The sequence below is a fragment of the Allomuricauda sp. ARW1Y1 genome (assembly GCF_013407935.1).
Classification (GTDB): Bacteria; Bacteroidota; Bacteroidia; order Flavobacteriales; family Flavobacteriaceae; genus Flagellimonas.
This window is the reverse complement of record NZ_JACBZU010000001.1, coordinates 468,616-481,341: the sequence shown is the minus strand read 5'-3', so window position 1 is coordinate 481,341 and position 12,726 is coordinate 468,616. Positions and strand designations below refer to the sequence as shown.

12 protein-coding genes are annotated in these 12,726 nt (G+C 42.8%); 3 read left to right on the top strand and 9 right to left on the bottom strand.

Annotated elements, in window-relative coordinates:
- Nucleotides 1–75: 75 nt before the first annotated feature.
- From rfbC to GGE08_RS02075, 8 genes are read right to left on the bottom strand one after another with little or no spacing between them, the layout of a single operon-like run.
- On the bottom strand, nucleotides 76–624 hold the full coding sequence (gene rfbC, locus GGE08_RS02110; RefSeq protein ID WP_409553423.1) for a dTDP-4-dehydrorhamnose 3,5-epimerase: 549 nt from the start codon (nucleotides 622–624) through the stop codon (nucleotides 76–78).
- Entirely contained in the window at nucleotides 624–1,493 is an 870-nt protein-coding gene (gene rfbA / locus GGE08_RS02105) for a glucose-1-phosphate thymidylyltransferase RfbA (protein ID WP_179383253.1), read from the bottom strand. Before rfbA ends, rfbC begins: the two co-directional genes overlap by 1 nt.
- Nucleotides 1,490–2,560 carry a dTDP-glucose 4,6-dehydratase gene (gene rfbB / locus GGE08_RS02100; RefSeq protein ID WP_179383252.1) on the bottom strand — a complete coding sequence of 357 codons (1,071 nt, stop codon included), beginning with the start codon at nucleotides 2,558–2,560 and terminating at the stop codon, nucleotides 1,490–1,492. The genes rfbA and rfbB overlap by 4 nt, the downstream gene beginning before the upstream one ends.
- Before the next feature lie 36 nt (nucleotides 2,561–2,596).
- The gene (gene rfbD / locus GGE08_RS02095; RefSeq protein WP_179383251.1) at nucleotides 2,597–3,373 is read right to left on the bottom strand and encodes a dTDP-4-dehydrorhamnose reductase; all 777 of its coding nucleotides are present in this window, start codon (nucleotides 3,371–3,373) and stop codon (nucleotides 2,597–2,599) included.
- A gap of 42 nt (nucleotides 3,374–3,415) precedes the next feature.
- Nucleotides 3,416–4,465, bottom strand: coding sequence for a hypothetical protein (locus tag GGE08_RS02090; protein WP_179383250.1), 1,050 nt, complete (start codon nucleotides 4,463–4,465; stop codon nucleotides 3,416–3,418).
- 3 nt (nucleotides 4,466–4,468) lie between these two features.
- Nucleotides 4,469–6,157, bottom strand: coding sequence for a DUF6909 family protein (locus GGE08_RS02085; protein WP_179383249.1), 1,689 nt, complete (start codon nucleotides 6,155–6,157; stop codon nucleotides 4,469–4,471).
- Between the two features lie 50 nt (nucleotides 6,158–6,207).
- Nucleotides 6,208–7,707 (bottom strand): GH3 auxin-responsive promoter family protein, encoded by a 1,500-nt coding sequence (locus tag GGE08_RS02080; protein ID WP_179383248.1) that lies wholly within the window; start codon nucleotides 7,705–7,707, stop codon nucleotides 6,208–6,210.
- Nucleotides 7,707–8,576 (bottom strand): M23 family metallopeptidase, encoded by an 870-nt coding sequence (locus GGE08_RS02075; protein ID WP_179383247.1) that lies wholly within the window; start codon nucleotides 8,574–8,576, stop codon nucleotides 7,707–7,709. Before GGE08_RS02075 ends, GGE08_RS02080 begins: the two co-directional genes overlap by 1 nt.
- A 167-nt stretch (nucleotides 8,577–8,743) precedes the next feature.
- Here GGE08_RS02075 and tatA point away from each other — a divergent pair, with 167 nt between their 5' ends.
- The 3 genes from tatA to GGE08_RS02060 all read left to right on the top strand — a co-directional run bounded on the left by tatA (nucleotide 8,744) and on the right by GGE08_RS02060 (nucleotide 11,640).
- Entirely contained in the window at nucleotides 8,744–8,941 is a 198-nt protein-coding gene (tatA, locus tag GGE08_RS02070; RefSeq protein ID WP_179383246.1) for a twin-arginine translocase TatA/TatE family subunit, read from the top strand.
- A gap of 223 nt (nucleotides 8,942–9,164) precedes the next feature.
- A complete protein-coding gene (locus tag GGE08_RS02065; protein WP_179383245.1) occupies nucleotides 9,165–11,219 on the top strand; it encodes an OmpA family protein in 2,055 nt (684 codons plus the stop codon).
- 250 nt (nucleotides 11,220–11,469) lie between these two features.
- Entirely contained in the window at nucleotides 11,470–11,640 is a 171-nt protein-coding gene (locus GGE08_RS02060; RefSeq protein WP_164732874.1) for a DUF6747 family protein, read from the top strand.
- A gap of 72 nt (nucleotides 11,641–11,712) precedes the next feature.
- Here GGE08_RS02060 and GGE08_RS02055 read toward each other — a convergent pair whose 3' ends face one another.
- Complete coding sequence (locus GGE08_RS02055; RefSeq protein ID WP_179383244.1) at nucleotides 11,713–12,714, bottom strand: DUF4837 family protein; 1,002 nt, start codon at nucleotides 12,712–12,714, stop codon at nucleotides 11,713–11,715.
- Nucleotides 12,715–12,726: the final 12 nt, after the last annotated feature.

The window sequence follows — 12,726 nt, the reverse complement described above, 5'->3', positions numbered from 1 at the left end:
AAGTGTTTTACTGCGGTCTAAAAGACAGTTTTTATTTTAAAAAACAATAAAACCTAGGTTTTATTGCTACCGAGCTTATCGAATAATATTGTTACTAAAGGTATTTAATGTCTTGTCTTTAGGTGAGGTGGATATTACATCTTCTTTTAAAATCCATTTCACACTTAGCACAGAATCATCATACTTAATGCCCCCTTCAGCCTCTTTGTTATAATAATTATCACATTTATAAAAAACCTCTGCTGACTCGCTCAACGTTAAAAAACCATGAGCAAAACCTCTTGGAACAAAAAGCTGTTTTTTACTTGCAGCATCCAGTTCTATGGAAAAATGCTGGGCAAAGGTAGGAGAATCTTTACGCAAATCCACCACCACATCCTGAATTCTTCCCGAGAGCACCGTAACCAACTTGGCTTGGGCATGTTCCCCTTTTTGAAAATGGAGTCCTCTTAAAACCCCCTTTTTCGAAAAAGATCGGTTGTCCTGCACAAAATGTACCTCTTCGCCTATGGCCTTACAAAATGCTTTATGGTTATAGCTTTCAAAAAAATAACCACGCTCATCTTCAAATACTTGTGGTTCTAACACAAAACATCCTTTAAGCTTTGTTTCTGTTGCCTTGATCATAGGTTTTTATTCAAAATTCCCATTAATCTTATTCCATAACCACTTTTCATCAAAGGCTCCACCAACGTTTTAAATTGGGTTTTGTCAATATATCCCATCTCAAAAGCTGCCGCTTCAATAGAGCCCACAACGAGTCCTTGCCGCTCCTCGATTACTTCGATAAACTGGGAGGCTTGCAAGAGTGCCTGGAAAGTTCCTGTATCCAACCAAGCGGTACCCCTGTCCAGAATACTGACTCTGAGCTTCCCCTTTTCCAAATAAGCACGGTTTACATCGGTAATCTCCAACTCACCCCTAGTACTCGGTTGTATGTTTTTGGCTATGGAAACGACTTCATTGTCGTAAAAATAGATTCCGGGCACCACATAGTTGGATTTGGGTTCTTTGGGTTTTTCCTCTATGCTGATGGCCTTGCCCTCTTCATCAAAAGTCACCACTCCATACCGCTCGGGGTCATTTACCCGGTATGCGTAGATGATGCCACCCTCCGGGTCATTGTTTTTTTGCATCAGATCTGATAGCCCAGACCCATAAAAAATGTTGTCCCCTAAAACAAGGGCTACCTCATCCGTTCCTATAAAGTCTTCTCCAATGATAAAAGCTTCCGCCAACCCATTAGGTGCCTCTTGAACCTCATAAACAAACGAACACCCGTACTGGGTGCCGTCGCCCAATAAATCTTTGAATAAAGGTAGGTCTTTGGGAGTGGAAATAATCAATATGTCCCTAATGCCAGCATACATTAAGGTGGACAATGGGTAGTAAATCATCGGCTTATCGTAGATAGGCATCAACTGCTTGCTCACAGATAAAGTCAGTGGATGCAATCTACTTCCCGTTCCCCCTGCCAAGATGATTCCCTTCATGAGTTGTGTTCTTGATATTGTTTTTGGTAATATTCTCGATAATCCCCGGATGTCACATGGTCCAGCCATTGTTGGTTATCAAAATACCAATCTATTGTCTCTTTTAACCCCTCCTCAAAGGTGACGGAGGGCTCCCAACCTAAATTTCGATTGATTTTAGAGGCATCTATGGCATACCTTACATCATGACCTGGGCGGTCTTTGACAAAGGTTATCAATTTGGCCGATGTTCCTTCCTCCCTGTGCAATTTTTCGTCCAGCAATCCGCACAACAATCTTGTCAAATCTATATTTTTCCATTCATTAAAACCTCCAACATTGTAGGTTTCCCCTTTTTCTCCTCCATGAAAAATAAGGTCGATGGCCCTAGCGTGATCTTTTACAAATAGCCAATCGCGGGTATAATTTCCATCACCATACACGGGCAACGTCTTATTCTGTATGATATTGTGAATGAACAAGGGAATCAATTTTTCTGGGAACTGATTGGGCCCGTAATTGTTGGAGCAATTGGAAACCACATAAGGCAGTCCGTAGGTTTCGCCGTATGCTCTTACAAAATGATCAGAACTCGCCTTGGATGCAGAATAGGGCGAATTTGGATCATAGGCCGTTTCTTCCGTAAAAAAGCCATTTTCTCCCAGACTTCCGAAAACCTCATCGGTACTGATATGATAAAATAGAAAGTCCTTGTTGTTGCGTGCCAACGACAGGGAGGCATTCAATAAATTGACGGTTCCCAAAACGTTTGTGCGTACAAAGGACATAGGGTCGGAAATGGACCGATCCACATGGGATTCCGCTGCCAAATGAATCACCCCATCAAACTTATATTTGGAAAATAGTTCGTTGATGAACTCGGAATCTGTGATGTCTCCCTTGATAAATTGGTAGTTGGGAGCGTCCTCTACATCTATTAGGTTTTCTAAATTTCCCGCATATGTGAGTGCGTCCAGATTATAAATCGTGTAGTTATTATATCGGGAAACAAATCTTCTCACCACATGGGAACCAATAAATCCCGCCCCTCCTGTGATTAAAATTTTTTTGGGAGTCTGCTTTTCCATACCAGTAGTCCCCTTATCTTTTTGTTAATGGTTAGGTTAACGGAGAACACTATTTTTAGGTCTCTTTGCTAAAGTACGATAATTCGTGTCCAAAACAAGTTTGGCGGTTTCAATCAAACCATTTTCTTGAAGTATCTGCTCTGCAAATGCATACCAAGTCATCGGGTCACCATCTGCGAAGTGATAGATTCCAAAGGGCTTATTGCCCAATACAATTTCGTTCAAAATAAAATGGGCCAATGCCTCCGAATTGGTTGGGCAGCCCCTTTGGGCATCTGTGATATGTAGTTCCTCCCCCGCCTGCGCTTTTTTAAGGATGGTTTTATAAAAGTTGTGTCCATGTCTTTTGCTGTACAACCAAGACGTGCGGACAATGTAATGTTCGGGGTGCCATTCCTGAATCAATGTTTCTCCCGCCAGTTTGGATTTACCATACTCATTTATCGGATTGGGGTTGTCTTTCACGGTGTAAGCATCCTTCTTTTCCCCATCAAAAACATAGTCGGTTGATATATGGATCAAAACCACGCCATGCTGCTTACAAATCTGAGCCAAATCTTCCACAGCTTCCGCATTGACCTTAAAAGCTTCTTCAGCGTTACTTTCCGCGGCCTCCACGTTGGTAAAGGCAGCACAGTTGATACAAAAGTTGTAGTTTCCTTTTCTAAAAGCTTCAGCGATTTGGTCTCTTTGTGTTATATCAAGTTCTTTTGAAGCTTTGAAATCAAAGGAAACTTCTGGGAAATCGAGGGTTAGGTCTTGAAAAGTAAGTCCGAGTTGCCCTTTGGAACCGGTTACTAAAACGCTAACCATTATCTCTCATTTTATTGGTGACCAAAAAAACACTTTTGCTCCTTACTTTTGATTATACGTTTTAAGGTATCTGTTTAGTTCAAGCAAAGCTAAAACCCCAAGGACCAAAATTAGCAACAATGCTGGGAGTTTAAATTTATAGCTGTTCCAAATTCCCTTTAATTCCACGCCCCTTGTTGGGAAGTCGCTAATTACATTGATAATGGTCGATTTGTTGGCCCGTTCCTCGTTCAGTTCTACCAGCTTCTCCTTCAGCACATCCTTTTCCTGCACTAGGGCAAGTTCTCGGCCCCTTGATTCTCCTGTTTCTGCTAAATTGATGTTGGTACCCTGCATTGGCTTATCAGCCTCCTTCACCATAACTGTTCTGTACAAACTTTGTAGTGAATCTATTTCGGCCAACTGATTTCTATATATTTCTTCCTGAAGGTCTAGGTTTTCATCATTAATACGTTTTTGTAACTTAAAATACTGGTTTACAGAAATCGAATTGATAATGGCCGGTTGCGCTTTTTTGGCCACTCTATTATCCGTGCTAATCAATGATATCTGGTGGAACCTAGCATCCATGGAATTGAAGTTCTGCAAATAATTTTCGTAGTCAATTGCTTTAATTGTAGTGGTGTCCAACTCTTTTATGAATTGGTCAAAAAGTTTTATCTTCTGGTTCTCGTCCGAATAGGAATCCGTGAAAATTTCTTTGATACTGGCAGCCTCATGTTCGGTAATATTCAATGCCGTGGCTAGTGCAACTGAATCTTGAGCCTTCGCCAAATCGTTGTAAAAGGCAATATTGTTGTACAATTGTTGGACACTGTTGAAGTTGGGTTCCACAACCATTCGGGAAATATATTTTTCTGGTGTGATTTTATCCAGAATAAAGCCTCCAACACCACCTATAATTATTGCTGCTCCGATTACAATGATGTTCTTTTGAACAAATAATAGAAACAACATAATCAAGTGGAAAACGCTCTTGAATATACTTGCGATGAAATTGAAGAACTTTTGAAAGCCCCTTCCTATCATTTGGAACAATTGTCCCAAATCTATTTCATCCGAATTGTTCTGTTGTACCGGTTGGTCTGCCATGCCTTATGAATTGAATATTTGTTGTAAAATTTTGTCCGTAATCAAATACGTGGGTTTCACCCCTGTTGTTCCCAAACCTCCTGAAGCCAATGTGCTCCCTGTCTCCAATGGATTGTCCGAGGCATAGTATGCGTATCTTACCTTAACCTCCTTTTTAATGCTCTTTCGAATTTGGGATGCCGATTGTATCGCCTTTTGGTAATGCACCCCTTCCATCTCCAAGCCGATAACGTTCCATGTAGACTCATGAAAAAACTGGAGAATATCCCTGTTTTGCAAGGATGTTCCCAAAACGGTCACCATAGTTCCTTCCGTTACCTTTAATCCATGTCCTTCAAAATCGGAACCTTTCAGTTCATTCTCGAAGGGATAATTGTCGGCGGTTCCTTCAAAAATATGCGCCGAGGGAATCATAATATCTCCCTTGCCCCCTTCCAAAATACCGGCTTTTCCCATGATGGAAACTGAATCCACATTTAAAAATGTTTTTTGTTGGCCTTCTTCCATTGGCTTTAAAAGTTCGTCTATGGTCTCATAAGCCTGCTCGCCAAAGGCATAGTCCATCACAAAGATAACGGGTTTTTCATCCTTTGCGATATCATTTGGGAGTGTGTAACAACAGCTGCCGTTTCCGAACTTGGCCGTGTCAAAAATCTGTACATCGATATTCGCTCCGGATTCATCCTCCAACATAATCATACCATTGCTCAGTGCATGGTTTTTGACCTTTTTATTGAGAGACTTGTTTTTATCCGAGCTCAGTGCCTTATAAATTTCCAAGGAGTCGTTATCCGGGAATTCATCTGCCAATGCTTTTTTGGCAAACAAGGAATTCATCACACTGTGCATATTGGCACTGATGATATGAAGTGGCCTGTGCAGCAGATTATGGTTTTTCAGCGTGGCCTTGATTCTATCTGCCCATTTTTCACCATGGATATGGTGCCCCAATCGCTCCCGCAACAAGGGGCTGAAGGTAATGGTCCTTTTATTGCCCGTGGTCTCTTCCTCGATGGCCAATTTGCCCAACCAATGGATAACGTTCAAAAAGCGGTCGGGGTCTTCCGGGGTCTTTAGTTTGTTTTGTATTTCCACTACCTCATCAAAGGTCCTGCTCAAGATGTTGGCGCAGTGAATCAATGCCACCTCACGTTGTTCGGAGGTCTTTTCTTCCGATAGCACAAATTCCGTAAGCTTGTCCCAGTCCCTTATGGTCGAGGTCCCATCGTCTACCAATACCCTTCTGCATATTTTTCCGGATTCGATGAACAAGAAGGTCAAGTGGGTCAAAATATCATAAATATCACTTCTCCCACGGGTAATCTCCACGTTCATCTGCTCGTCATCAATACGATAACAATTCCTTCTCCGTTTGGGAGGAACAATTGGTTTTAGATGTGATTTGGCAAAACCTTCATCGGAGGTGAGGTTGATGAAGCGACATTCCTCGATGCCTTCGGGAAGTCGTTCCAACACGTAAATCAAACCGTTCAACTCTGCCTTATCGTCGGCAATGGTGCCATAAATTTCCGGCCTAAGCAACAATAAAGCGGTCCGCAAAGCATTACCGGAAACGCCGGAGGGTTTGTAGAATCCCCTGTTGAGCAAATGGCGCATGGTGATGTACAACCGTTCGATTGCGTTGGTGGACTCCTGCGCCCTAGTGGTCTGTTTTACTTCTGTTGCCATCATAACTTCTGGCAAAAATAAGTGAATTCCTATGAAAGATAAGCCCTTATAACTTAACTAATTTTAAATGGCTGAAGTCCATCGGCCACTTTTCGGTCGTTCGCAAGCCGCTGTACCTTATTCTGACCTCCAAGCTTTCCAATGGATTTCATATAATCTTGAAAGCCGTTGGTGCTGATGCTTCTTATTTTCAAAGGTTGAAGAATATGGCCGTCAATCAAATCAAAATAATAACTGTTCTGCTGTTTCATGCTTTCTTCGATAATGGAAGCAAACTTTTCTTGGTCAGATGGCTCCCTCTCAAATTCGATAAACCATTCGTGATAGGGCAGCTCTCCTTCCTCGGGGTCGGTTTGTGGGGCAACGGTAAATTCATTTACAAGGGCATCGGTCTGCTCCACGGCCAACCGCAAGGCTTCTTCCACTTCCTTGGCGATTACGTGCTCCCCGAAGGCAGAGATAAAGTGTTTGATACGTCCAGAAACCACAATTTTATAGGGGTCTTTTGAAATAAACCGAACGGTATCCCCCAGATTGTAGGCCCATAGCCCTGCATTGGTAGAAATCACCATGGCATAATCCACATCCAATTCCACATCCGCAATGGTCAGTCTCTTGGGCTGTTCATCAAAAAATTCGTCGGCTCTTACAAACTCATAAAAAATACCCGCATCGAGCAACAAGAGCATCCCTTTTTCCTTTTGGGAATTTTGATAGGCAAAAAATCCTTCGCTTGCGGGAAAGAGTTCGATACTGTCTACTTTTCTTCCAATCAAGTTTTCAAACTTGGCCCGGTAAGGCTCGTAATTCACCCCGCCATAAATAAAAAGTTGGAATTCCTTAAAAAGCTCCCCTACTTTTTTTCCCGTCTTGGAGTTCAGCTTTTCAAAATACATCTGTACCCAAGAGGGAATGCCTGCGATTACAGTCATATTCTCGTTTTGGGTCTCCTCAACAATTTTTTCCACTTTGGTCTCCCAATCTTCGATACAATTGGTTTCCCAGCTGGGCAATCGGTTTTTTTGAAGGTAGTTGGGCACATAATGGGCCGAGATGCCCGAAAGACGTCCCAATTTGATACCGTTTTTTTCCTCCAACTCTGGACTTCCCTGCAAAAAAATCATCCTCCCATCCACAAAATCGGCGTTCCCTGTTTCATGGATATAATTCAAAATGGCATTCCTTGAGGCTTCTACTTGATTCTTAATGGACGGTTTGGTGATGGGAATGTATTTGGCTCCGGAGGTGGTGCCAGATGTTTTGGCAAAATAAATGGGCTTACCCGGCCAAAGCACATCTGTCTTGCCATCTATGATCTGTTGAACATACCCTTTCAGGTCTTCGTAATCCCTGATCGGGACGCGTTCCACAAAGTCCTGATGTGAATTGATGGAATCAAAGTGATGGTCCTTGCCAAAAAGGGTCTGTTTTCCCTTGGCCACCAATTCATTAAAGACTTTCTGCTGGGTGTGCACCGGGCGGTTTACCCACTTGTTCGTCTTTTTCGCTATCCGGTTGGCAAATATTTTGGCTGCAAATGCTTTTAAGGACATTAGTTAAAATCAATATAGTTCTGTGGATCTACCGGTTTGCCTTTTCTCCAGAGTTCAAAGTGAAGATGTGGGCCTGTGGTGAGTTCCCCCGTATTTCCGATGGATGCAATCACTTCTCCAGCTCTTACTAAATCTCCTTGGGACTTGCTCAAAGAGCCATTGTGTTTGTAAACGGAGGTAATTCCTTCTTGGTGCTCAATGATAATGACATATCCTGTTTCGGTGGTCCACTCTGCAAACAATACGGTACCGTCGGCGATTGCCTTGACAGGAGTGTCCCTAGGTGCCACTAAATCCACTGCATAATGCTTTGTCTTTTGATCAAACCCTTGGGACAGGGTGCCATTGACCGGCGAAAAGAAAAGCGTACCCAAGTTCTCGATGTCTCGCTCAAAAAGATTGTATTTGTCTTCCAGTTCCACCTCTTCCCTTAAGAGCAGATCTTCCCGTATTGGGGTGAGATCTACCGATGCTGGATCTAACTTATATTGTTCAAAAAGGGAGTCTCGGTTAGTCTGATTGTTTTCGATATCCCCTCGTAATACTTTCCGAACGTTATCCAAATACCTGTTGGTATAATTGAGCACAGTGACCAAAGAGTCCGTTTTATAGGTAAGCTCCGTGGCCTGTCGCTTCAATTTGGTGGATGAGTAACCTGGAATGTATTCTCGTAGTGGGGTAAAGGCAATGATCAATGTGGTGACTCCAATCAGTACAATAATGAAAAGGGTGCCGGTCACAAAAACGTTCAACCGGTTCAGCTTAAAGGATATCTTTTCCTCAAAGGTGCTTTCATTCAAGATCACCAACCGGTACTTGTGCAGCAGCTTACGCCTGATCTCTTTTCTTTTCTTTTTGTCCTTTGCCATAATCAACAAAGATAGTCTTACAATTTAATATGGATGTTAAGCTTTTTAAAAAGCTAGGTTGCTTAAGTTCCTAAAAATCATTCCCAAATGCTAATTTTAGTTAATCGATCACACTCTTCCGCATCTTTTTAGTACTTTTACATTTCTAAATTAAAGCTTTTGTAGATATGATTGCTCAAACAATATTTCTTGGTATGTTAGGCCCTTGGCAGATTGTATTGATCGTTGCCGTGGTGGTTTTGCTTTTTGGAGGCAGAAAGATTCCAGAGTTGATGAGAGGCTTGGGAAGTGGGATTAAAGAATTCAAGGACGCTACCAAGGAAGACGATAAGTTGGAAGGCGAAAGCAAAGAATCCAAGTCCTAAAACAGTTTAGTATTTAAGCCTTGAACCCTATTGTTTTTTAATGGTTCATCGACCAACAACAACATTTTTTAGGCATTCAACGTCGCAAATTCAACCTTTCACAACAAAAACTTAATACCCCACTTACCATATCCTATTTTAGCGGTTCAACTAAACTGTTAAGCCCTCACAATGCTTAACCTCCAAATGGACCCAACCGTTCATTTGTGCAGATGGAGTGGTAATGAAAAAACTGACCTTGCTATTTTTCTTTCTCGGTTGTTTGGGAATATATGCCCAAGACCTTGCTGTGTCTTCAAATGATGCAGCTATTCCTTTGTATACAAACAGCATTAGTGAATCTAACGCCAACAATGCAGATGTTGTGAAACACGTAGATGGCCTAAGCGACAAAAAGCTGGCCAAATACCTTCGCAAGGGTGGTGTTGCAGATAAACTTATCGAAAAGGCTAACGAGTACTACGACAAAATGTGGTATGCCGAGTCGGCGCGCATTTATGATATGGTACTTGAAAAAACGGACGCAAAACACACCTCATCCCTACTATCAAAGGCCGGTGACTCTCATTATTTTATCGGGAACCTTGAGAAGGCCTACAAATGGTACAATGAACTTTATCAATTGTTTTCCGATGATGTGTCCGACGAAACTGTTTTCAAATACACCCAAACCTTAAAGGGAACTGGCAAATACCGAAGAGCGGCGGCAATCACCAAGATTTTACGCCAAAAGAGGGAAGAGCCCTTAAAGGAACTCCAAAAACAAAACGACTCCAATTGGGAGGATGCCTACACGGTCAAAATCAAGAATTTGGGGATAAACTCTCCCTATTCGGATTTTTCTCCCATGTTCCACGGCAACGGTATTGTTTACTCCTCTGCCAAAGATTCATCCATTTTTATCACACGCCGGTACAAATGGACCAACCAGCCCTTTTTGGATATTTACGAGGCCAAGCGAAAGAATGATGAAGGAGACCTGACACAACCCAAGAAATTCTCCAAAAGCATCAACAGTAAATACCATGAGGCTTCAATGGCCTTTTCTCCCGATAACGAAACCATTTATTTCACACGAAACAACTACGGAAAAAGATTGAAGCGAGGGAAAAATGGTATCAATCACTTAAAGATTTATCGCTCCCGATTGGTGAACGGGGAGTGGTCCAAGGCCGAAGAGCTACCGTTTAACAGCGAAGACTATTCCACTGGGCACCCCACCGTTAGTCCAGATGGTACTAAAATGTATTTCGTTTCCGATAGACCTGGCGGTTTTGGCGAAACGGATATTTATGTGGTGAACATCTATCCCGATGGCGGCTTTTCAGAGCCCAAAAACTTGGGTAGGACCATCAACACCGCGGCAAAGGAAATGTTCCCGTACGTCACCGAAAACACCCTTTATTTTTCCTCCAATAGGCCCATGGGCTTTGGAGGGCTAGACATATATAAGTCAGAGGGCGTGGACGATATGTTTAGCATTGGGGTCAATTTGGGCAAACCCATTAACAGTAGTAGGGATGATTTCTCCTATATTATTGATGCTGCCGGGGAAAAAGGATATTTTGCTTCCAACAGAAAAGGAGGGAAGGGCGACGACGACATTTATTCCTTTGTTCTTGAAGCCAACCTCAACGCCATCACGGGCTTTGTTGCAGAAGCGGAGACCGAGGAGGCTCTTGAGCGGGCACATATTGCATTGTTTAGTGCTACTGGCGCCCTGCTTTTTGAAACCATGGCCGATACCGCAGGCGGTTATAGCTTTAAAAACTTAAGTTCCAATGCAGATTATACCGTGGTGGCCCAAAAAGAGGGCTATATCAACGATAGTTTACAAGTACGCACCAAGGAAAACGAAGGTGTTTCCGTTTCGCAATACTTGCGCCAATTGAAACGAACAGAGCCCAGTACCGTTGTGGAGATGTTTGAACCCAACAATGTTTATTTTGAATTTGACAGTTCGGAAATTACTGCACGTTCAGCGGAAGAGCTGGATAAACTGGTTGCAGTGCTCAAAGAAAACGAAGGTCTCTCCCTAAAGATAGCTTCCCATACCGACGCAAGAGGCCCTGCGGCCTACAACAGGCTTCTATCGGACCGAAGGGCAAAATCTACCAAACAATACATCGTATCCCAAGGCGTGGACCCGTCCAGAATTATAAGTGCCGTAGGATATGGTGAAGAAAGGTTGCTCAACCCCTGTTCCGATGGGGTTCCCTGCTCTCCCACACAACACCGTTTGAACAGGAGGTCGGAATTCATACTGATTTCCGAATAATCGCTCCTACGACTCCTTTTATGTCTATTTTCAAGTTGATTTTCGCACTCTAGGTGCCGTTTATCGGTCATCCATGCCTTCCATCGATCGGCAGCAATATGTAGTTTGTCGATCAAACCCATTCCTTTAAGGATTAGCGACTTAAGAGTATGGTTTTCGTCGTTCAAAAACAACTTTTTGCCCTTTAGTTTTTTCATCCACCCTTTAAAAACAAAACTTTGTCTCAGCTTAAATCTTAAAAAACATACTTATGAAAAAATTACTACTCGTTAAGGAAATATATATTGAAGGCTTCCGAAACTTGGGCCACTTTTTGGTGGAGAAATATTTCAAGATATTCGCCTGGTTTAGTTTCGTGATGTTCTTTGTGGTACTTTATGCCTTCGTATATCGAATTGCCACTGGCTTTGCATTTGACTAAATCATATCCATCATAAAAAAAAGCCCCGAACCATTGGTTCGGGGCTTTTTGTTTTTTCCTATTGTTAGTTATCTAATCGGACGTGTCTTTTGATGGTAAAAACTCAATGGTCTTTAAAATGGCCTCCAGTTCGAACATGTAGTCCCTTTTGGCTTCGGATGGTGCAAAGGTAAACCCTTCGATGACCATTTTTCTGTCATTTTCCTTGTCATTTATGATATAGGTCAAAAACGGTCCCGCCATCGGATAACCGCTTATTTCCCAAACCCCTTTCACCTCGGCCGCTTTTTTGCCGCCAATCTCCGCAGGAAACACATAGGGCGAAAAGGCCTTTTCGGTAATCATAAAGGTATTTTCGTACGGGCCTGGAATATATTTTTCGCCAATGGAATCCCTCATCCGAACGATGTCGTCCACAAAAGTGGAATCGTTACTGAAGTAATCCCAAGGCATTTCATAAGCAATTACATTCATGGTGCCCTTCGGAATCTGAATGTCCATCCACACAAAATTATCTTCTCTTTTGCCAACCTTATACAACGATGGCACGTTTAGTTTTATGCCAAACTCCTCTTCCAATGCCTCATCTTTACTCAAGGAACGCTCAAACCTTCGCTGGGCCTCGGCAATTTCGTTGGATTTGAACTCCTTTATCGCTCTGTCGGCCAGGGAATCCAAATTCCTGATCATGACCTCTTCGGTAGGGCCGGTGACCACCGCTACCTTTTGGGGCTTTGCATAGGCGTCGTCCTTAATATGGGCCAAAGAGGTGGAATCCTGCTCCACATAGAGAATGGATCTCGCATGTGTGGTAGTTCCCTTAAAAACCTTTGGAGGCACTTGGGTGAGCGTAAACAATGGCTCTATTTGGGGCAACCCGATAATCTGTGCCGCAAATTCGTCCCGTATCTTTTCCCCGACCGGCCCTCTCCAGAGCTCGGTGTCCATGATGACCATCAGCGAGTTGATTCCCCCGGTAGAGGGTGGTAAAAATTTTTCTTTGGAGCCTGAGTTCTTACAGGCTGATAATGCCACCAATGAGATGGCAAGCAGTAGTGTTCCTAATTTTTTCATCTTGTGTTAAAT

What these genes read in the sequence shown, in the direction of transcription:
- rfbA (WP_179383253.1), bottom strand. Translation starts at nt 1,493, where the DNA reads ATGAAGGGAATCATCTTGGCAGGGGGAACGGGAAGTAGATTGCATCCA.
- rfbB (WP_179383252.1), bottom strand. Translation starts at nt 2,560, where the DNA reads ATGGAAAAGCAGACTCCCAAAAAAATTTTAATCACAGGAGGGGCGGGA.
- rfbD (WP_179383251.1), bottom strand. Translation starts at nt 3,373, where the DNA reads ATGGTTAGCGTTTTAGTAACCGGTTCCAAAGGGCAACTCGGACTTACT.
- GGE08_RS02090 (WP_179383250.1), bottom strand. Translation starts at nt 4,465, where the DNA reads ATGGCAGACCAACCGGTACAACAGAACAATTCGGATGAAATAGATTTG.
- GGE08_RS02085 (WP_179383249.1), bottom strand. Translation starts at nt 6,157, where the DNA reads ATGATGGCAACAGAAGTAAAACAGACCACTAGGGCGCAGGAGTCCACC.
- GGE08_RS02080 (WP_179383248.1), bottom strand. Translation starts at nt 7,707, where the DNA reads ATGTCCTTAAAAGCATTTGCAGCCAAAATATTTGCCAACCGGATAGCG.
- GGE08_RS02075 (WP_179383247.1), bottom strand. Translation starts at nt 8,576, where the DNA reads ATGGCAAAGGACAAAAAGAAAAGAAAAGAGATCAGGCGTAAGCTGCTG.
- tatA (WP_179383246.1), top strand. Translation starts at nt 8,744, where the DNA reads ATGATTGCTCAAACAATATTTCTTGGTATGTTAGGCCCTTGGCAGATT.
- GGE08_RS02065 (WP_179383245.1), top strand. Translation starts at nt 9,165, where the DNA reads ATGAAAAAACTGACCTTGCTATTTTTCTTTCTCGGTTGTTTGGGAATA.
- GGE08_RS02060 (WP_164732874.1), top strand. Translation starts at nt 11,470, where the DNA reads ATGAAAAAATTACTACTCGTTAAGGAAATATATATTGAAGGCTTCCGA.
- GGE08_RS02055 (WP_179383244.1), bottom strand. Translation starts at nt 12,714, where the DNA reads ATGAAAAAATTAGGAACACTACTGCTTGCCATCTCATTGGTGGCATTA.